16 protein-coding genes and 1 pseudogene are annotated in these 19,028 nt (G+C 74.2%); 12 read left to right on the top strand and 5 right to left on the bottom strand.

Going from position 1 to position 19,028, the window contains the following annotated elements; translation table 11 throughout:
- Positions 1–6 precede the first annotated feature (6 nt).
- Together ACEPPI_RS09480 and ACEPPI_RS09485 are read right to left on the bottom strand one after the other, a co-directional pair.
- Positions 7–1,017, bottom strand: a complete 1,011-nt coding sequence (locus ACEPPI_RS09480) for a hypothetical protein (RefSeq protein ID WP_373914780.1) — start codon at positions 1,015–1,017, stop codon at positions 7–9.
- 591 nt (positions 1,018–1,608) lie between these two features.
- Positions 1,609–5,370, bottom strand: coding sequence for a S8 family serine peptidase (locus ACEPPI_RS09485; RefSeq protein ID WP_373914781.1), 3,762 nt, complete (start codon positions 5,368–5,370; stop codon positions 1,609–1,611).
- Between the two features lie 200 nt (positions 5,371–5,570).
- Here ACEPPI_RS09485 and ACEPPI_RS09490 point away from each other — a divergent pair, with 200 nt between their 5' ends.
- Together ACEPPI_RS09490 and ACEPPI_RS09495 are read left to right on the top strand one after the other, a co-directional pair.
- The gene (locus ACEPPI_RS09490) at positions 5,571–6,548 is read left to right on the top strand and encodes a helix-turn-helix domain-containing protein (RefSeq protein ID WP_373914794.1); all 978 of its coding nucleotides are present in this window, start codon (positions 5,571–5,573) and stop codon (positions 6,546–6,548) included.
- A gap of 24 nt (positions 6,549–6,572) precedes the next feature.
- The gene (locus tag ACEPPI_RS09495; protein ID WP_373914782.1) at positions 6,573–7,058 is read left to right on the top strand and encodes a DUF456 domain-containing protein; all 486 of its coding nucleotides are present in this window, start codon (positions 6,573–6,575) and stop codon (positions 7,056–7,058) included.
- Positions 7,059–7,172: 114 nt separating this feature from the next.
- On the opposite strand, the gene rsgA is transcribed toward ACEPPI_RS09495, so the two are convergent.
- Positions 7,173–8,273: a ribosome small subunit-dependent GTPase A gene (gene rsgA, locus ACEPPI_RS09500; protein ID WP_373914783.1), complete on the bottom strand. Its 1,101-nt coding sequence runs from the start codon at positions 8,271–8,273 to the stop codon at positions 7,173–7,175.
- Positions 8,274–8,791: 518 nt separating this feature from the next.
- Between rsgA and ACEPPI_RS09505 the strand changes: the two genes are divergently transcribed.
- Entirely contained in the window at positions 8,792–9,193 is a 402-nt protein-coding gene (locus ACEPPI_RS09505; RefSeq protein WP_373914784.1) for a VOC family protein, read from the top strand.
- Here the strand turns inward: ACEPPI_RS09505 and ACEPPI_RS09510 are convergent.
- Together ACEPPI_RS09510 and ACEPPI_RS09515 are read right to left on the bottom strand one after the other, a co-directional pair.
- Complete coding sequence (locus tag ACEPPI_RS09510) at positions 9,124–9,858, bottom strand: helix-turn-helix domain-containing protein (RefSeq protein ID WP_373914785.1); 735 nt, start codon at positions 9,856–9,858, stop codon at positions 9,124–9,126. The two genes, ACEPPI_RS09505 and ACEPPI_RS09510, sit on opposite strands and share 70 nt — an antisense overlap.
- Positions 9,859–9,967: 109 nt before the next feature.
- A complete protein-coding gene (locus ACEPPI_RS09515; RefSeq protein WP_078950480.1) occupies positions 9,968–11,083 on the bottom strand; it encodes a YihY/virulence factor BrkB family protein in 1,116 nt (371 codons plus the stop codon).
- Positions 11,084–11,100: 17 nt separating this feature from the next.
- Between ACEPPI_RS09515 and ACEPPI_RS09520 the strand changes: the two genes are divergently transcribed.
- The 9 genes and pseudogenes from ACEPPI_RS09520 to ACEPPI_RS09560 all read left to right on the top strand — a co-directional run.
- Positions 11,101–12,744 (top strand): acyl-CoA dehydrogenase family protein, encoded by a 1,644-nt coding sequence (locus tag ACEPPI_RS09520; RefSeq protein ID WP_373914786.1) that lies wholly within the window; start codon positions 11,101–11,103, stop codon positions 12,742–12,744.
- A 385-nt stretch (positions 12,745–13,129) separates the two neighbouring features.
- Complete coding sequence (locus tag ACEPPI_RS09525) at positions 13,130–14,401, top strand: GAF domain-containing protein (protein ID WP_373914795.1); 1,272 nt, start codon at positions 13,130–13,132, stop codon at positions 14,399–14,401.
- A gap of 26 nt (positions 14,402–14,427) precedes the next feature.
- Positions 14,428–14,991 (top strand): GNAT family N-acetyltransferase, encoded by a 564-nt coding sequence (locus ACEPPI_RS09530; RefSeq protein ID WP_373914787.1) that lies wholly within the window; start codon positions 14,428–14,430, stop codon positions 14,989–14,991.
- A gap of 373 nt (positions 14,992–15,364) precedes the next feature.
- Positions 15,365–15,448: a putative leader peptide gene (locus tag ACEPPI_RS09535; protein ID WP_312847410.1), complete on the top strand. Its 84-nt coding sequence runs from the start codon at positions 15,365–15,367 to the stop codon at positions 15,446–15,448.
- Positions 15,449–15,666: 218 nt separating this feature from the next.
- Positions 15,667–17,373, top strand: a complete 1,707-nt coding sequence (locus tag ACEPPI_RS09540; protein WP_373914788.1) for a nitrite/sulfite reductase — start codon at positions 15,667–15,669, stop codon at positions 17,371–17,373.
- Positions 17,370–17,549, top strand: a complete 180-nt coding sequence (locus tag ACEPPI_RS09545) for a hypothetical protein (protein WP_266843340.1) — start codon at positions 17,370–17,372, stop codon at positions 17,547–17,549. Before ACEPPI_RS09540 ends, ACEPPI_RS09545 begins: the two co-directional genes overlap by 4 nt.
- Positions 17,546–18,253 (top strand): phosphoadenylyl-sulfate reductase, encoded by a 708-nt coding sequence (locus ACEPPI_RS09550; RefSeq protein ID WP_373914790.1) that lies wholly within the window; start codon positions 17,546–17,548, stop codon positions 18,251–18,253. The genes ACEPPI_RS09545 and ACEPPI_RS09550 overlap by 4 nt, the downstream gene beginning before the upstream one ends.
- Before the next feature lie 44 nt (positions 18,254–18,297).
- The gene (gene cysC / locus ACEPPI_RS09555) at positions 18,298–18,843 is read left to right on the top strand and encodes an adenylyl-sulfate kinase (RefSeq protein WP_373914796.1); all 546 of its coding nucleotides are present in this window, start codon (positions 18,298–18,300) and stop codon (positions 18,841–18,843) included.
- A pseudogene (locus tag ACEPPI_RS09560) lies at positions 18,840–19,028 on the top strand (sulfate adenylyltransferase small subunit); the annotation flags it as partial. The gene cysC and the pseudogene ACEPPI_RS09560, both read left to right, overlap by 4 nt.

Genomic DNA, 19,028 nt, shown 5'->3' on the forward strand with positions numbered 1-19,028 from the left:
GCCCGCTCACGCCTCCCAGACCGCGGCGGCCGTCCGGTCGTCGGCGTACCCCTTGAGGCGGAGCTGGGTGTCCGCGAGGAAGGCCGCGAGGCCCGGGGCCTCCCCCTGCGACCAGCGGGCGGCGAGCTCGTCCGGGAGCAGGCCCTCCTCGCGCATCGGGTCCGCGAGGCCGCCGGAGCAGAGCAGCAGGGTGTCGCCCGGACGGGCCACGGCGGCCCGGAACCGGAAGGCTCCGGCCGTCGGCCCGTCGGGTTCCAGGTCCTGCCAGCGACCTGCCCGCAGCCGGAAGAGCCCGCCCGCGCCGGCACCGAAGCAGACCCGGTTGCGGCACGCGGGGTCCAGGGGCAGCAGCAGCCCGCGCAGTCCGGCAGTGTACGCCTCCTCCGCGAGACCCAGCTCGGCGGCGCGGGCCCGCAGGCGGCCGTAGCCCCGGTCGGTGAGGCGCTGCAGACCCGAGAGCAGGGCCTCGCGGCGGCCGGCCCGGATGTCGTCGGCCAGCCGCTCCCGGCTGCGGCCCACGGCCGCGGCGACGGAGTGGCCCAGCTCGGCGGCCGCCTCCCGGGCCCCCGGCGCGGCCCGGTCCCCGCCGGCCAGCACCACCAGGACCAGGCCGTCGTCGCCGCCTCCGAAGCGGGCGGTGAGCAGGAAGTCCCGGCGGGCCTCGCCCCGGAACCGGGCGGAGTCCCCGCGCAGGGAGGCGGCGCGCAGGGCGTACGTGCCGTAGCGGGCCCCTTCCAGGACGGTGTCGGGGGTGAGGGAGTCCAGCGCGGCCGGGTCGGCGGCGGGGAGGGCGCCGGGCTCGGGGGCGTAGGTGGGGGCGCGGTCCCCGAGGTGCCGGACCGCCGGGCGCGGACCGTACGGGGACGCCGACGCGTCCGGGGTGTCCGGCGCCTCCGGCGCATCGGGCTCGTCCGCCGCCTCCCGCACCCGGCCCGGCCCGGGCGGCCCGGCCGGCAAGGGCGGCGGGGGCCACCGCCGGGCGGGCGGGGCGCCGCCCCCGTCCTCGACGGGAGGCACCACCACGTCCCCCCGCGCGTAACCGGTCTCCCCGGCCGCCCGAGGATCCGGCCGACCGGTCTGCGCCGCGGGCGGGACGACGGCGGGCGGCTCCGACCGGGGTACCACGGACGGCCCGACAGCCCCGCCGGACCCTGGGGACGCCCCGTCCGGAACGGGAACCACCCCCGGGGCGGGCGGCCCATCGGGAGCGTGAGCGGGCGGCGGCGCCGTCGGGCCCGGCGACGGATCGTTCGCGGCGGGCCGGGTCGGTGGGCCGTCGGGGGACGGGCGGGCGGGCGGTACGAGGCCCGGCGCAACGGGTGGCCACGGTGGTGGGTCGGGCTCCGGGGCGCGCCGTGCGGAGGGGACGTCCGCGGCCGGGCCCGTCATGAGGGTGGCCGCGGAGCGGAAGCGCTGGTCCAGGGTGTCCCCCGGGTCAGGTTCGGGCCCCGCCTCGGGATCGTCGTAGAGCTTCTGCCACCAGTCCTCCGCGCCCTGCTGACTCATGCCCACATTGTCGGCCTCCGGGGGCCCCGAAAACCCCCGAACTCACGAAAAGGGTCCACCGGGCCGCCGCCCGGTGGACCCCTCCCGCACGCTCCGTGCGGACTAGCGGACTTCGTACGCCCGCTCGACCGTCTGGGTGACCGTGGCGCCCTTCGCGTCGGTCATCTCGACCTTCAGCGAAACCGGCTTCCCGGAGGCCCCCGCGTGGTTCACGACGGCGGTCCACCGGCCGCCGTCGTGGAGCACCGGCGCCTCCGTCCAGTGCTCACCGTCGTACGCGTACGACAGCTTCACCGCCGTCAGGGCCCCCGGCGCGTACCCGGCGTGCCCGGTGGCGCTCAGCCCGATGCGCTGTCCGTCCGCCGCGGCGACCGTCTTCAGGCCGTCCATCGGGGCGTCGTACCGCGGGAAGAGGACGGGCAGGCCCTGCGAGTACGCCGAGGGGTCGAGCTCCGAGGTGAAGCCCCAGGCGGTCCGCACGGCGGTGGACCGCTGCCAGGTGCGGGTGGGCGGGCCGATCTTCTCGATGTTCTGGACCAGCTCGTAGCGGCCCTCCCCGGCCGGGACCTCGAACACCCCGGACGGGTACCAGCTCTCGCCGATGACCTCCCCGTCCCGCTTGAGCTGCAGGCCGCCGATGTCACCGAAGGAGCCGGGCTGCGCGTAGTGCGTGCCGTCGCCCCACATGGCCGGGGCGAAGCCGATCAGGTTGCCCTGCCGTTCGGCGGCCAGGGCCTCCTTCCCGGCGCGGTCGCGGGGGGCGACCGGCGCGGTGACCCCGTCGTACCAGACGGCGGCGGTCCGGGTGCCCTTGGCGTACGTGCGCTGCTCGCCCGTCATGAACTCGCCCCAGGGGAAGCTGCTGGAGAGGGTCTGGTCCCAGGCGGTGTCCCCGGCCGTGTAGTACTCCGTCCTCGTGCCGGGGACGGCGACGGTCTCGATCGAGCCGAAGAAGACGGCGGTGCCGATCGGCCGGTAGGCGCCGGCCAGGTCGATGAAGTCGGAGGCCACGCCCATGGAGCGGTAGGAGGCGTCGACCCGGCCGAGGTCGCGGTCGCGCACCCGGTAGGCGTGTGCGCCCTGGACCCGTCCCTTCTCGGGGAAGGCGAGGGAGTACGCGTACGGGCTCTTCGCGGTGCCCTTCCATTCCAGGGTGACCTTGCCGGCCGCCAGGCGGGCCAGCAGACCCTTGCCCTCGGCGGACTCGACGCCCAGGACGGGCAGGGCGCCGCCCGCGAAGCCGGTGGAGGGGACCCAGCGGCCGGGGGCCTCGCGGTGGCCGAGCACGGCGACGGCCCCGGCCTTCTTCGCGTCCTCGGCGACGGTGTTCAGACGGCCGTCCTCGGTCTTCACGAGGACGACCGCCCCCTGGGCCCCGGCCGCGGCCAGCTCCCCGGGGGTTCCCGTGCCCGCGTCGACGAGCGGGGCGCTGCCGTGCCCGTCGAGGTTGTCGCTGCCGGTGGAGGCGGTGACGGGGTGCAGCACGGGGCCGCCCGCCGCCTTCAGTTCCGAGAGCACGGGCGCACCGGCCCGCCAGTAGCTGCCGAACTCGAACGAGCCGTCCTCGGCGCGGCCTTCGACGTCGGCGTAGTAACCGCGGACGGTGCGGCCGCCCATGGCGGTGCCGGCGTGCAGCCAGGCCCCGCCCCAACTCCGGGCGAAGGCGAGGGTGGTGGAGCGGACCTCCACCGGACGGTCCGCCTCGACGGTGAGGCGGCCGGCCTTGCGGGCGTCGAGGACGACGGTGATGTCCCCCCGCACCTCGGTCTGCGGGCGGCCGAGGTAGGTGAGGGAATCCGTCAGGGTGGCGCCCTCGCCGGCGTCGGGGGTGGCGACGAAGGCCGAGAGGAAGTAGGCGCCGGGGCGCACCCGGTAGACCTGGTCGGCGGAGCCCTCGTTGAAGCGGCGTTCCCCGGTGGCGTCGTCGGTGCCGATGACGTCCAGGGAGGAGGGGCCGGTGGCGGGGCGCCCCGCGCGGTCGATCAGCTTGACGCGCAGGGTGACCGTCTCGGGCTCCACGTAGAGGGAGAAGGGCGTGGAGACGTGCACGCCGTCGGCGGTGGCGAGGACGCGGCCGGTGACGTCCCCGTACTGGGCGCGTTCCAGCTTCACGGCCGGGTCGAGGGCGAGCGGCACCTTGACGGTGGCCCCGGCGGGGACGGTGACCGTGTCGCGCTCCAGCCGGGCGACCCGGCCGCGCACCGCCGAGCCGTCGTTGCCGGTGACCTTGCCGAGCGACAGCTTCAGCGTGACGGGCCGGCTGCCGGTGTTGGTGTACGGGACCTCGACGGCCGTGCGGTCGCTGCGGTCCTGCGGCCAGTGGTACGCGCCGCCCTGGACGGCGGGGGCGCCGGTCACGGTGGCATCGACCGCGGCCTTGACGTCGAGGCGGCCCGCGCCGGTCTCCCGTACGTCGCCGGGGACGGCGCTGTTCGCGGAGCCGACGAGGGCGGCCTTGAGCTGCTGCCCGGTCCAGTCGGGGTGGCGCTGCTTGACTACCGCGGCGGCCCCGGCGACGTGCGGGGTGGCCATGGAGGTCCCGGACATGGACTGGTACGCGTACACGCCGCGCCCGCCCATGTTGGCGGCGGAGATGCCGACGCCGGGGGCGGCGATCTCGGGCTTGAGGGTGTGTCCGGGTCCGGCGGGGCCGCGGCTGGAGAAGACGGCGGTGGTGTCGTCGCGGTCGACGGCGCCGACGGTCAGCACGCTGGGGGCGCAGCCGGGCGAGGAGACGGTGTTGTTGCCGGGGCCGGAGTTCCCGGCGGCGACGACGAACAGCGTTCCCTGCAGGGAAAGCCGTTCGGCGGCGGCGGCGAGCGGGTCGTCGCAGGCGGTCCGGGAGGGGTCGCCCAGGCTCATGGAGACCACGTCGGCCTTGGACTCGACGGCCCATTCCATGCCGGCGATGATCCACGAATCGAGCCCGTAGCCCTGGTCGTTGAGCACCTTGCCGCTGAGCAGCCGGGTGCCGGGGGCGACGCCCTTCTTGGCGCCGCCGCTCTCGGCGCCGGAGCCTCCGACGGTGGAGATGGTGTGGGTGCCGTGGCCCTGGCGGTCGGCGTCGGTGTCGGAGTCGGTGAAGTTCTTCGAGGCGTCGACGCGGCCCTTGAGGTCGGGGTGCTCCAGGTCGGTGCCGGTGTCGAGGACGGCGACCCTGGTGCCGGCCCCGTCGAAGCCGGCGGCCCAGGCGGCGGGGGCGTTCACCTGCTTGGTGGAACGCTCCAGGCTGCCCCGCACCTTGCCGTCGAGCCACAGCTTCTTCAGCCCGCCGGCGGCGCGCGAGCGGCCATCGCCCGCCGCTGCGTCGGCCCAGAACTCGGCGGCGTGTTCCTTGTCGGCGGCGAGGGCGACGGCGCCGATGGAGCCGAGGACCAGGGAACGCTCGGCGCCGCGCGGGGCGGGCGGGGCGCTGCGGGCCACGTTCACGGAGCCGTCGTAGACCGCGATCAGGGGGAGCTTCGCGGCGTGGGCGTCGTCGTAGCCCTGGCGGATGAGGCCGGTGACGTTGAAGAGCTGCGGATCGACCGTGCCGGCGGCGAGGGCCCGGGTGGCGCCCTCGGGGTAGACGTAGAGGTCCTGGCCGCTCTGGCGGGTCTGGACGACGGGCTGAGTGCCGTTCGCGCGGGGCATCGCGGTGGCGGCGGTGCGGCCGGCGGCGTCGGTGGACACCAGGATCCGGTCGCCGGTGACGAGGGTGACGGTGACGGGCGCGGTCGGCCGTGCGCCGGCCGCCGCGCCGCCGACGAGTGGTCTCCCGCCCGGCACCGCGTCGTCCGGCTGTGCCGCGGACGGGCCGACGGCGGTGACGGCGAGGACGGCCGCTGTGGCCGCCCCGAGTGCCGCGCGCGATATCGGGCGCATCGCTCTCCCCAGGTTAATTCCGGCTAATGGCTCGTTTGTGGGGCATGACGGCCCCGCAAGTGACCTCCGGCCGAAGGATGTTGGTGCTGCGGTGGCGCCACCCTGGCAGAGCGGCGGGAGGTGCGGAGATGATGTCCGCGGCGGGTTTGCGCCGTGGCCGCTTCCCGCCAGGAACGGCACTGACTATGGGGGTGGACGGGTTGCTGGGTGCTATAGGCCTGGACGAGGGCCAGGAGACGGCGTACCGCGTACTGGTGGCACTGGGGGCGGCGGAGGTCCCGGACCTCGCGCACCGGCTGACGCTGCCGGTGCCGCAGACCGAACGGGCGCTGCGGCACCTGGAACGGCACGGCCTCGCCGCGCAGTCGTCGGCCCGGCCGGGCCGCTGGGTCGCCGCCCCGCCCGGCGTCGCGCTCGGGGCCCTGCTCACCCAGCAGCGGCACGAACTGGAACGGGCGGAGCTGGCGGCGGCGCTGCTGGCGCAGGAGTACCGGGCGGAGGCGGCCGAACCGGCGGTGCACGACCTCGTGGAGGTGGTGACGGGGGCCAGCGCGGTGGCACACCGCTTCCACCAGATCCAGCTCGGCGCCGTGTCGGAGGTCTGCGCGCTGGTCAGCGGCCGGCCCCAGGTGGTGACGGGCATGGAGAACGAGGCCGAGGAACGGGCGGCGGCCCGGGGCGTCGCGTACCGGGTGGTCATCGAGCGGGAGGTGCTCACCCTGCCGACCGGGATCCGCGAGGCCGGGGCGGCCCTGGCCCGCGGGGAGCACATCCGGGTGACGACCGAGGTCCCGACGAAGCTGGTGATCGCCGACGGCACCCTGGCGATGGTGCCGCTGACCGCACGGGGGGCGGAACCGGCCGCCCTGGTGGTGCACGCCTCCGGCCTCCTGGAGTCGTTGCGGGGCCTGTTCGAGGCGGTCTGGCGGGAGTCCCGCCCGCTGCGCCTGGGCACCACGGGCTACGCGGAGGAGGGCGACGGCGGCCCGGACACCACCGACCTGGAGATCCTCTCGCTGCTCCTGGCGGGGATGACGGACGCCAGCGTGGCCAAGCACCTGGACCTGGGCCTGCGGACGGTGCAACGTCGGGTGAAGGGACTGATGGAGCTGTCCGGGGTCACGACGCGGCTCCAGCTCGGCTGGCAGGCGTACGAGCGGGGCTGGGTGGCCCGATAGCCCACGTTCGGTCAGGCTGGGCAGATGGATCTGCCTCAGCTGCTCCTGGTGGGGCTGGTGCTGCTGCTCGGGGTGCTCGGGGTGATGGTCCCGGGCGTACCGGGGACCTGGCTGGTCTGGGCGGGGGTGCTGTGGTGGGCGCTGCACGAACGGTCGGCCCCCGCGTGGACCCTGCTGGTCGCGGCGACCGCCCTGCTGCTGGTGGTGCAGGTGGTGAAGTGGCTCCTCCCGCCGCGGCGCCTGCGCGGCACCGCGGCGAGCCGGCGGATGGCGGTGTACGCGGGCGCGGGCGCGCTCCTGGGCTTCGTCCTGATCCCGGTGGTGGGGTCGGTCCCCGGCTTCGTGGGCGGCATCTACCTGTGCGAACGCCGCCGCCTGGGTACGCACGGGGAGGCCTGGTCATCGGTCCGGGCGGTGATGCGGGCCGTCGGCACGAGCGTGCTGGTGGAGCTCGTCGCCTGCCTGTGCGTCGCGGCGGCGTGGCTGGGCGCGGTCCTGGCGGGGGTCTGACCGGCCGGGCCCCGGGCGCTCCGCCCCCGGACCCGGCGCCTCGATCGCCGGCGGGGCTGGGTTTGGCTGCGAGAGCCAGACCCCGCCCCGTGTCAACACCCCCGGAGGGACCCGTCAGACCCGGCCGTTGCGCTTCGCGGAGTAGTTCGCGCGGCCCACCGCCGACTTCAGTCGCCAGTCCCGCCGCAACTCCGACCGCAGCCGTGCGTCCGTCTTCGCGACGATCCGCTGGTTCTCCCGCATCAGCTTGCGGTAGCTCTCCAGGCGGCGTTCGGGCAGCTCGCCGGCCTCCACGGCCGCCAGCACCGCGCAGCCCGGCTCCGCCTCGTGGGCACAGTCGTGGAAGCGGCACCGGGCGGCGCACTCCTCGATCTCCGAGAAGACCTGCCCGACCCCCGCCTCCGCGTCGAACAGCCCGACGCCCCGCAGCCCGGGGGTGTCGATCAGGACTCCCCCGCCCGGCAGGGCGAGGAGGTTGCGCGTGGTGGTCGTGTGACGGCCCTTGCCGTCGACCTCGCGGGTCTGCTGCACGTCCATGACGTCCGCGCCGAGCAGCGCGTTCGCCAGCGTGGACTTGCCGGCCCCGGAGACGCCGAGCAGCACGCTCGTGCCGCCGGCGGCGACGGCTGCGAGCACGTCCGTGCCCTCCCCGGTGTGGGAGGAGACGGTGAGCACCGGGACACCGGGAGCGGCGGTCTCCACGTCCTGGACCAGGTAGCCGAGGGCGGTCGGGTCCGGGACGAGGTCGGCCTTGGTGAGGACGACCAGCGGCTGCGCCCCCGACTCCCACGCCAGCGCGAGGAACCGCTCGATGCGGCCGAGGTCGAGCTCACCGGCGAGCGATACCGCGATGATCGCGTAGTCGACGTTCGCGGCGAGGATCTGCCCCTCCGAGCGCTGAGAGGAGGTGGACCGTACGAAGGCGGTCCGGCGCGGCAGGTACGCCTTGACGTAGCGCGGGTTGCCGGTCGTCTCGACGGCGGCCCAGTCACCGGTGCAGATGACGCGCATCGGGTCGTGCGGGGTGACGAAGGCGGTGTCGGCGCGGACGACGCCGTCCGCGGTCATGACGTCGCACTGCCCGCGGTCCACCCGGACGACACGGCCGGGCACCAGGCCCTGGTCGGCGTACGGAGCGAAGTCCGCGTCCCACGCGTCGTCCCAGCCGAAGGGGGTGAGGGCGTGCGGGAGGGAGGAAAGAGAAGAGAGAGACAAGGGGAACCCTTCACAGGGTGGCCCCGGCAGCGCGCGCCCGTGGGCGCGCGGAGAGGTATGGGATCAGCCGGAGGCCACGGAGGTGGCAACGATGATGAACTCCTGAATGCGGGCCGTGCCCGTCTCCGTGACAGTCATCAATGTCCTCACCTCCTGATTCCCTGTGCGGGAGCGGCACGTCGTCGCGCTCCCTGACGTGCGAAACCATAGGGGCACCCCGTACGACTCGGCCACCGATTTGTTTCGGCCGGCCGCGGGCGCGGTTTTCAGGCCAACCCGTGCCGGTAGGCGTAGCGGACGGCGGTCAGGACGCGGGCGATCTCCTCGGCACCGGCGTCCTCGGTGAGGCAGCCGCGGGCCGGAACGGCTCCCCGGCCGCGGGCACGGCTTCGGACCCGGCCACGGACACGGCCGCAGAACCGCGCCCGGCTCCCTCCGCAGGCCCGGCCGCGGCCCCCTCCGGGAAGATGTCCGTTTCCTTCAAGACGCGGGCTCGCGGGCCCGCCTAGCCTGCCGCCATGACTCCACGACTCGACATGATCGGCCTGGTCGTCTCCGACATGGCCGCCTCGCTCGCCTTCTACCGCCGGCTCGGCCTGGACGTGCCCGCCGACGCCGACGCCCAGCCGCACGTCGAGGCCACCCTGCCCGGGGGCCTGCGGATCGCCTGGGACACCGAGGACGTCGTGCGCTCCTTCGACCCCTCCTGGACCCCGCCCACCGGGGGCGTCCGCCGGGAACTGGCATTCCTGTGCGATTCCCCCGCAGAGGTGGACGCGCTGTACGCCGAGCTGACGGAGGCCGGCCATCCGGGCCATCTGAAGCCCTGGGACGCCTTCTGGGGGCAGCGCTACGCGGTCGTCCTCGACCCCGACGGCTGCGGGGTCTCGCTGTTCGCCCCCTCCGACGCCGCCCGGTAGGCCCCGAGGGTGGTCCCGGCCAGCGCCCGCACCTCGCGGGCCAGGTGCGCCTGGTCGGCGTACCCGGCGGTGTGGGCCACCTCGGCCTGGGGCAGCCCGCGCCTGCTCAGGGCCAGGGCCCGCTGGAGGCGCAGCACCCGCCCCAGCGTGCGGGGCCCGTAGCCGAAGGCGTCGAGGCAACGCCGGCGCAGCTGGCGTTCGCCGAGGCCGGCGTCGTCGGCGATGCCGGCCACCGGCCGGCCCGCCCGCAGCAGGGCCGTCACCAGCGCGGGGAGCGGATCGGGCGGGCCCGCGGCACCGGCGCGGGCCAGCGCCAGCGCTTCGAGGCCCGCGCACGGGTCCTCGTGGGCGGCGATCCGTTCGGCGAGCCGGCGCACCTCGGCCGCGGGCCACAGGTCGGCCAGTTCCACCCGCCGGTCGCGCAGCCGGTGCGCCGGTACGCCGAGCAGCGCGGGCGCGGTGCCGGGGGCGAGCCGCAGCCCGGCGAAGGCCCGGCCGGGGACCTCCCCGGCGGGGTGCGGCCCGGTGTCGGGCCCGGCCACCAGCAGCCGGCCCCCGACCCACAGCAGGTCCATGCACCCGTCGGGCAGCACGACCCCGCCGGGGCCCCGGGCCCGCCAGACCACGGCTCCGGCGACGGCGGCCGACGGTGCTTCCTCGTACACGCCACCAGGCTATGCCGGGCCGTCCGGTCCCGGCGCCCGGTCCCGGCGTCCCCGCCCGGCGTCCCGCCCCGGGGCGGCCGGCTCCCGGGGCCGCCCGGCCCGGCGCGGGTCAGTGCTTGCGCAGCCGCGAGGTGTAGTCCTCGGGCGGCAGGAACTTCGACCAGCGCTCCGGGAACTCCGACGGCATCCCGGCGTCCTCGTCGTCCTCGGACTCCCCTTCGGCCAGGGCCCGCCAGGCGGCGGCCCGCGCCACCAGCTGGGCGGCCTCGGCCTCGCGGACGCGTTCGTTGGCCTCGCGTGCGGCGGCGGTGGCCACCGAGGGCCAGACCCGGTCGATGGCGGCGTTGACGGCCGCTCCGACGAGCACGGCGAAGGCCGAGATGCCGATCCACAGCAGGATCGCGACGGGCGCGGCGAGGGAGCCGTAGATGGTGGGCCCCTCGACGGTGTTGGTGAGGTAGATCCGCAGCAGGAACGAGCCCAGGACCCACATCGCGAGGGCCACGAGCGCGCCCGGCACGTCCTCGATCCACGGCGAGCGGACGGGCACGGACACGTGGTACAGGGTGGTCAGGAAGGCGATCGAGAGCAGCGTGACCGTCGGCCAGTACAGGACCGCGATCACCTCCGTGCTCCAGGGCACCAGCCGGACCACCGCGTCGGGCCCGACGACCATCAGCGGCAGCACGATCGCGCCGATCAGCAGGGCGACCACGTAGAGGAGGAAGGCCAGCAGCCGGGTCTTGACGATGCCCCGCTGTCCGTCGAGCCCGTACATGACGGTGATGGTGTCGATGAAGACGTTGACGGCGCGCGAGCCGGACCACAGGGCGAAGGCGAAGCCGAGGGAGATCAGGTCGGGACGGCCGCGGCTGGTGACGTCGTCGAGCATGGGTTTCGCGATGTCGTTGACGCCCCGGTCGGACAGGACGGTGCCGACCGCGCGCAGGATGTTCTCCTCGATGCTCTGCACGGACTGGGTGTCCGTCCAGCCGTCGACGTAACCGAGGAGGCCGAGCAGGCCGAGGAAGAGCGGGGGGAGGGAGAGCAGGGTGAAGAAGGCCGCCTCGGCCGCGAGCCCCAGGATCCGGTACTCGATGCACGAGTTGACGGTGTCTTTGAGCAGCAGCCAGGCCATCTTTCGCTTGGAGACGTTGCGGTAGAGGACCCGGGCCCGATGGAGCCGTCCTGGGATCCGCTCGGTTGTTTCTTTTGCTGGCTGCACGTCCTTACCGTATCCGCATGGCAGCCACCACCCACACAGTCAGCAACCAGGCCCCGCCGCTCGTCGGGTACGAGGCCTACCTGGGCGACCGGGCCCTCACCGAGGGCGTCGAGCGCCACCTCGCGGACGTGGAGGCCGAACTCCGGGACGAGGTGCGCGAGGAGCTCACCGCGCTCGGCCGGGCGGCCGGTTCCGCGCAGGCCCAGGAGTGGGGCCGGCAGGCGAACGAGAATCCGCCGGTGCTGCGTACGCACGACCGGTACGGGCACCGGATCGACGAGGTGGAGTTCCACCCCGCGTGGCACCGCCTCCTCGGGCACGCGGTGGCCTCGGGGCTCACCGACGCCTGGGGCCGGCCCGCGGGGCACCTGCGGCGGGCGGCCGGGTTCTTCCTGTGGTCGCAGGCCGAGTCGGGGCACGGCTGCCCGGTGTCGATGACGCACGCGGCGGTACCGGCGCTGCGGGCCGATCCGGAACTGGCCGCGGAGTGGGAGCCGCGGCTGACCTCGCACGTCTACGAGGAGGGGTTGCGGCCCGCCGCGCAGAAGGGCGGGGTGCTCTTCGGGATGGGGATGACGGAGAAGCAGGGCGGGAGCGACGTCCGGGCGAACACCACGGCGGCGCTGCCGCTGGACGCCTCCGGGGAGTACCTGCTGACGGGGCACAAGTGGTTCTGTTCGGCGCCGATGAGCGACGGTTTCCTGGTGCTGGCGCAGGCGCCGGGCGGGCTGAGCTGCTTCCTGGTGCCGCGGGTGCTGCCGGACGGGACGCGGAACGCGTTCGCGATCCAGCGGCTGAAGGACAAGCTGGGCAACAAGTCGAACGCCTCGGGCGAGATCGAGTTCGACGGGACGTGGGCGCGGCTCGTGGGCGAGGAGGGCCGGGGGGTGCGGACCATCATCGAGATGGTCGCGGCGACCCGGCTGGACTGCGTGATCGGCTCGGCCTCGCTGATGCGACAGGCCCTGACGCAGGCCGTCCACCACGCGGAGCACCGCTCTGCTTTCGGAGCACCGCTCATCGACCAGCCGCTGATGCGCAACGTCCTCGCCGACCTCGCCCTGGAGTCGGAGGCGGCGACCGTCCTCACCCTGCGCCTCGCGGCCGCGTACGACGCCGGCACGGACCGGGAGCGGGCCTTCCTGCGCCTCGCGGTGCCGACCGCCAAGTACTGGGTGACCAAGCGGTGCACGCCGATGGTCGCCGAGGCCCTGGAGTGTCTGGGCGGCAACGGCTACGTGGAGGAGTCCGTACTGCCCCGCCTGCTGCGCGAGTCCCCGGTCAACTCGATCTGGGAGGGGTCGGGCAACGTCCAGGCCCTGGACGTGCTGCGCGCGCTCCAGCGGGAGCCGCAGGCCCTGAACGCCTTCCTCCAGGAGGTCGGGCTGGCCCGGGGCGCCGACCACCGGCTGGACGCGGCGATCAGGAACCTGCTGACCGACCTGGCCGACCTCGACGGGATCCAGGCGCGGGCCCGCCGGGTGGTGGAGCGGATGGCCCTGGTGCTCCAGGGATCGCTGCTGGTGCGGTGGGCGCCGCCGGAGGTGGCCGACGCGTTCTGCGCCTCCCGGCTCGGCGGAGACCGGGGCGCGGCCTTCGGGACGCTGCCGCACACCCTGGACCTGGCATCGGTGGTGGCACGGGCGCGGATCACGGGCTGAAAGCGGTCCCCCTGGGCCGCCGCGGTCCCCAAACCACCACGGCCCGAACCGCTCAGCGCCGGGATCCGGGCCCGCCACGGTGGGACCGGGGGTGGCGCCGCGCCGACTCGGCACCACCCCGCGATCCGAGAAGCCCCGAGGAAGGAGCTGCCACGCCGCTCGGCGGCGTGCCGATAGTTTCGGTCGGGTGACCGGGGCTTGGCGAGGGTTGCATACCGTTGCAACCCTGCGACCCTTCGGTGGGGAAGGTGCCATCCGCACGTGCCCGGGGAACGGGTACGGACGGGACCGCGGGCACGCCTGCGCAGTACGTCCTGTTCAGCACGGGGAGGATCCGGTGGCCCACACCTCAGGCGACACGGTCGACGTGGCGCGCATCGCGGCCATGGACGCGCGGGAGGCGGCGCGTCTGCTCAAGGGCGTGCGGGCCGCCGCGCTGGCCGGGGACCGCCCACCGGCCGCGCCCCGCCCGGAGATCGCCGAGTCCTGGCGGCGCATGCTGGCCGGCGGGGTGCACCCCGACCGGGACGCCCGCTCGCGGCTGCTGTCCGCCGCCGAGACCGAGGAACGCCGGCACGTCTCCCCGCTGCGGGAGATACTCCCGGTGCTGCGCGAGGGACTGCTGCCCGCCCTCGACGAGGCCCTGCACATCATGGTCGTCGCCGACGCCGACGGGCGGCTGCTGTGGCGGGAGGGGCACAGCACGATCCTGCGCAAGGCGGACCGGCTGGGTTTCGCGGTGGGGGCCGACTGGGACGAGGCGGTGGTCGGCACCAACGGGGTGGGCACCGCTCTGGTGGCCCGGCGGCCCGTCCAGGTGTTCTCGGCCGAGCACTTCGTCTCCAGCCACCACGGCTGGACCTGCGCGGGCGCACCGGTGAGCGACCCCCGGGACGGGCGGCTGCTGGGGGTGGTCGACGTCAGCGGGCCGCTCGCCACCATGCACCCGGCGACCCTGGCCTGGGTCACCTCCGTGGCCCGGCTCGCCGAGCACGAGCTGCGGGTGCGCCACCTGGAGTCCCTGGAGCGGCTGCGGTCGGTCGCCGCCCCGCTGCTGGCCCGGCTGGCCGGGCGGGCCGTGGCCGTGGACCCGCACGGCTGGACGGCCGCCGTGACCGGGCTGGCCCCCGCCGACCGGATCCCGCTGCCGAAGGGGCTGGGGCCCGGGCGGCTGTGGATCCCGCAGCTCGGCGACTGCGTGGCGGAGCCGCTGCCCGGCGGCTGGCTGCTGCGGCTGGAGCAGCCCTGCGCGGCCGGGGCGGCGGTGAGCCGGGTCGTACTGGACCTGAGCCGGCCGCAGGCCTGGTCGGCGACCGTGTACGGGGCCGCGGGCAGCTGGTCCCAGGAGCTCACCCCGCGCCACGCGGAGCTGCTGTTCCTGCTGGCGGAGGCCCCGGGCGGGCGCAGCGCCGCCGAGCTCGCCGCGGAACTCTTCGGGGACCCGACCCGTACGGTGACGGTCCGCGCCGAGCTGTCCCGGGTCCGCCGCCACCTCGCCGGGGTGCTGACCCACCGGCCGTACCGCTTCGCGCAGGACGTGGAGGTGGAGCTGATCCGCCCCGAGGACCCCGACCTGCTGCTCCCCCACTCCACCGCCCCGGCGGTGGTCCGGTCCCGCCTGGGGCACGGCGGGGGCCGGGGGACCCTCCGGCCGTGACCGGGGGGTGTGATTCCCTGAGGCGCATGAGCACCATCACTCTCACCACCTGGTCCCTCGAAATGACCTCGCCCGAGGATCTGGTCACCGCGGCCGTCCCCGGCCCCGAGATCCGCGTGGAGCGCGCGGAGGTCCCCTCGCCGGAGTTCAGCCGCTTCCTGTACGCCTCGGTGGGCGGGGACATCCACTGGACGGACCGGCTGTCGCTGACCCGTGCCCAGTGGGTGGAGCAGCTCGGCCGGCCCGGGGTGGAGACCTGGGTGGCGTACGACCGGGGCACCCCGGCCGGGTACGTGGAGCTCGACCCGCAGCCCGACGGGGTGGTGGAGATCATGTACTTCGGGCTGCTCCCGGACTTCCGGGGCCGCCGCATCGGCGGACACCTGCTGTCGCTCGGGGTCGCCCGCGCCTGGGACCTCGCGGACCGCTGGCCGGAGCGGGAGCGGACCCGGCGGGTCTGGGTCCACACCTGCAGCCAGGACGGCCCGACGGCGATGGCCAACTACCAGCGCCGCGGCTTCAAGGTGTTCAGGACCGAGACCGAGGAGAAGCAGGAGACCCCGACCCCGGGCCCCTGGCCGGGCGCGTAGGCCCGTCCGCGCACCGCACCCGCGACACCGCGCGGCGCCCGTACACCGCATGCGCACCCGTACGCCGCGCCCGTACGCCGCACCTCACACCGCGCCCACCGGAGCCCGGGTCCCCGCCACGGGGACCCGGGCTCCGGCCGTACCCGGGTCCCGCCGCGACGGGACCCGGCCCGGGGTAGCGTGGAGAGGATCCGGAGGCCGGATTCCGCCCCTCGTCGGGGCCGCCCGGCCGACCCCCGGCCCACCCGCTCCCACCTGCGCGAAAGTCCCCTCCGGGGTGACGCCGATCACTCGGTCCCACGATCCGGGACGACTTCGTCCGGATCGTGGACACTAGTGGACTCCTCCAATCGGCGCATGACACGCTTCCGCCATGAATGGAGCTGGAATTGCCTTGGTGAGTCGGCGGCACGTCGACCTCGGCCGCATGTCCAGCGCCATCTGTCCGGCGCGCTGACGGAACCAGCCACCGCCGCACATCGCCGTGGTCCCCGCTGCCGCGGACACGTCGATCACCCGCAAGCCCCTTGAGGCCGAACACCGCCCACGCTCGCCGGCAAACCCGGCAAAAGGGCGGTAATCAGCCACACCTGCTCAGAGATTCCAGCGTGACAGGGGCGCGCCGCCGCTCCCCCCTGCCCCCGCCTTGAGCCGTTGAAGAAGGACGTACCCGTCATGGCCGCCACCCCCGAAACGCCCGCAGCCGCCCCCGCAGCCGCAGCGCGCCGCAAGACCGGCCGTCACCGCGGCGAGGGCCAGTGGGCCGTCGGACACCACACGCCCCTCAACGGCAACGAGCAGTTCAAGAAGGACGACGACGGTCTCAACGTGCGGACACGCATTGAGACGATCTACTCCAAGGCGGGCTTCGACTCGATCGACCCCAACGACCTGCGCGGCCGCATGCGCTGGTGGGGCCTCTACACCCAGCGCAAGCCCGGGATCGACGGCGGCAAGACCGCGATCCTGGAGCCGGAGGAGCTGGACGACAAGTACTTCATGCTGCGCGTCCGCATCGACGGCGGCCGGCTGACCACCGAGCAGCTCCGCGTCATCGGCGAGATCTCCGAGGAGTTCGCGCGCGGCACCGCGGACCTCACGGACCGCCAGAACGTGCAGTACCACTGGATCCGGATCGAGGACGTCCCGGAGATCTGGCGCCGTCTGGAGGCCGTCGGCCTCTCGACCACCGAGGCCTGCGGCGACACGCCCCGCGTCATCCTCGGCTCGCCCGTCGCCGGCATCGCCCGGGACGAGATCATCGACGGCACCCCCGCCATCGACGAGATCTACCGCCGCATCGTCGGCAACCCGGACTTCTCCAACCTGCCCCGCAAGTTCAAGTCGGCGATCTCCGGCTCGCCGTTGCTCGACGTGGCGCACGAGATCAACGACATCGCCTTCGTCGGCGTGAACCACCCCGAGCACGGTCCCGGCTTCGACGTCTGGGTCGGCGGCGGCCTGTCCACCAACCCCAAGCTGGGCGTCCGTCTGGGCACCTGGGTCTCGCTCGACGAGGTCCCCGACGTCTACGAGGGCGTCATCTCGATCTTCCGCGACTACGGCTACCGGCGCCTGCGCACCCGCGCCCGCCTGAAGTTCCTCGTCGCCGACTGGGGCCCGGCCAAGTTCCGCCAGGTCCTGGAGGACGAGTACCTGAAGCGCAAGCTGACCGACGGCCCCGCGCCCGAGCAGCCCAGCGGCCAGTGGCGCGACCACGTCGGCGTGCACCAGCAGCAGGACGGCAGGTTCTACGTCGGCTTCGCCCCCCGCGTGGGCCGCGTGGACGGTGCCACCCTCACCAAGATCGCCGACGTCGCCGCACAGCACGGCTCCGGCCGCCTGCGCACCACCGCCGAGCAGAAGATGATCGTGCTCGACATCGAGACGGACCGGGTGGACTCGGTCGTCGAGGCCCTGGAGGCACTGGACCTGCGGGTCAAGCCGTCCCCGTTCCGCCGCGGCACCATGGCGTGCACCGGCATCGAGTTCTGCAAGCTGGCCATCGTCGAGACCAAGGCGCGCGGCGCCTCGCTCATCGACGAACTGGAGCGCCGCCTGCCGGACTTCGCCGAGCCGCTCACCATCAACATCAACGGCTGCCCGAACGCCTGCGCCCGTATCCAGGTGGCGGACATCGGTCTCAAGGGCCAGCTGGTCCTGGACGACGACGGCCGGCAGGTGGAGGGCTACCAGGTCCACCTGGGTGGCGCCCTCGGCCTGGAGGCCGGCTTCGGCCGCAAGGTCCGCGGCCTCAAGGTCACCTCGGCCGGGCTGCCGGACTACGTCGAGCGGGTCGTCACGCGCTTCCAGGAGCAGCGCGAGGACGGCGAGCGCTTCGCCGCCTGGGTGGGCCGCGCCGCCGACGAGGACCTCTCATGAGCGAGCGCGCCGCACCGTTCTACTGCCCGTACTGCGGCGACGAGGACCTGTTTCCCCACGAGACGGGCCACGGCGCCTGGGAATGCAGGGCCTGCAACCGAGCCTTCCAGCTGAAGTACCTCGGGCTGCTGGCCCGGGGTGTTCGGTCCAACACCGCTGGAGGGGACGAGATATGACCACCGCTCAAGACACCCGTCTCACGGAACTGAAGGAACTGGCCGAGCGGGCGGGCCGGGACCTGGAGGACGCCTCCGCACTGGAGATCCTCACCTGGGCCGCCGAGAACTTCGGCAAGAAGTTCTGCGTGACCTCCTCGATGGAGGACGCGGTGGTCGCCCACCTCGCGTCCCGCGCCTTCCCCGGCGTGGACGTGGTGTTCCTGGACACCGGTTACCACTTCGAGGAGACCATCGGCACCCGTGACGCGGTGGAGGCGGTGATGGACGTCAACGTCATCACCCTCACCCCGCGGCAGACGGTCGCCGAGCAGGACGCCGCGTACGGGCCGAAGCTCCACGACCGCGACCCGGACCTGTGCTGCGCGCTGCGCAAGGTCAAGCCGCTCGAAGAGGGCCTGACCGCGTACGAGGCGTGGGCGACGGGGCTGCGCCGCGACGAGTCCCCGACCCGGGCGAACACCCCGGTGGTCGGCTGGGACGAGAAGCGCCGCAAGGTCAAGGTCTCCCCGATCGCCCGCTGGAGCCAGGACGACGTGGACGCGTACGTCGCCGAGCACGGGGTGCTGACCAACCCGCTGCTGATGGACGGTTACGCCTCCGTCGGCTGCGCCCCCTGCACCCGCCGGGTGGCGGAGGGCGAGGACGCACGGGCCGGCCGGTGGGCCGGGCGCGGCAAGACCGAGTGCGGACTCCACGGCTGATGACGACGACACCTACGGACACCACGGAACTTACGGAGAAGCGGATGAGCGTGACCGGCCAGGGAGCCACGGTGTGGCTGACCGGTCTGCCCAGCGCGGGCAAGACCACCATCGCGTACGCGCTGGCGGAGCGGCTGCGCGCCGAGGGGCACCGGGTGGAGGTCCTCGACGGGGACGAGATCCGCGAGTTCCTCTCCGCGGGCCTGGGCTTCACCCGGGAGGACCGGCACACCAACGTCCAGCGGATCGGCTTCGTCGCCGAGCTCCTGGCGAGCAACGGGGTCAAGGCCCTCGTCCCGGTCATCGCGCCGTTCGCCGACAGCCGCGGGGCCGTCGCGAAGCGGCACGCCGAGGCCGGTACGAGCTACCTCGAAGTGCACGTCGCGACCCCGGTCGAGGTGTGCTCGGAACGGGACGTGAAGGGCCTGTACGCCAAGCAGGCCGCGGGCGAGATCTCCGGTCTGACCGGGGTCGACGACCCGTACGAGGCACCGGAAACCCCGGACCTGCGCATCGAGTCGCACCACCAGACCGTGCAGGAGTCGGCTTCGGCCCTGCACGCACTGCTCACCGAGAGGGGTCTGGCATGACCACCGCCGCGCACCTGCACGCCGAGTCCGGTTCCGACGCGCCCTACGCGCTGTCGCACCTCGACGCCCTCGAATCCGAGGCGGTGCACATCTTCCGTGAGGTGGCGGGCGAGTTCGAGAAGCCGGTGATCCTGTTCTCCGGCGGCAAGGACTCCATCGTCATGCTGCACCTGGCGCTGAAGGCG

Origin of the sequence: Streptomyces sp. AB3(2024) (assembly GCF_041862025.1) — a bacterium.
Taxonomy (GTDB): domain Bacteria; phylum Actinomycetota; class Actinomycetes; order Streptomycetales; family Streptomycetaceae; genus Streptomyces.

Coding starts and splice junctions, on each gene's coding strand:
- ACEPPI_RS09530 (WP_373914787.1), top strand. CDS start 14,428: ATGAGCACCATCACTCTCACCACCTGGTCCCTCGAAATGACCTCGCCC.
- cysC (WP_373914796.1), top strand. CDS start 18,298: ATGAGCGTGACCGGCCAGGGAGCCACGGTGTGGCTGACCGGTCTGCCC.
- ACEPPI_RS09550 (WP_373914790.1), top strand. CDS start 17,546: ATGACCACCGCTCAAGACACCCGTCTCACGGAACTGAAGGAACTGGCC.
- ACEPPI_RS09535 (WP_312847410.1), top strand. CDS start 15,365: ATGAATGGAGCTGGAATTGCCTTGGTGAGTCGGCGGCACGTCGACCTC.
- ACEPPI_RS09520 (WP_373914786.1), top strand. CDS start 11,101: ATGGCAGCCACCACCCACACAGTCAGCAACCAGGCCCCGCCGCTCGTC.
- ACEPPI_RS09485 (WP_373914781.1), bottom strand. CDS start 5,370: ATGCGCCCGATATCGCGCGCGGCACTCGGGGCGGCCACAGCGGCCGTC.
- ACEPPI_RS09540 (WP_373914788.1), top strand. CDS start 15,667: ATGGCCGCCACCCCCGAAACGCCCGCAGCCGCCCCCGCAGCCGCAGCG.
- ACEPPI_RS09505 (WP_373914784.1), top strand. CDS start 8,792: ATGACTCCACGACTCGACATGATCGGCCTGGTCGTCTCCGACATGGCC.
- ACEPPI_RS09495 (WP_373914782.1), top strand. CDS start 6,573: ATGGATCTGCCTCAGCTGCTCCTGGTGGGGCTGGTGCTGCTGCTCGGG.
- ACEPPI_RS09545 (WP_266843340.1), top strand. CDS start 17,370: ATGAGCGAGCGCGCCGCACCGTTCTACTGCCCGTACTGCGGCGACGAG.
- ACEPPI_RS09525 (WP_373914795.1), top strand. CDS start 13,130: ATGGACGCGCGGGAGGCGGCGCGTCTGCTCAAGGGCGTGCGGGCCGCC.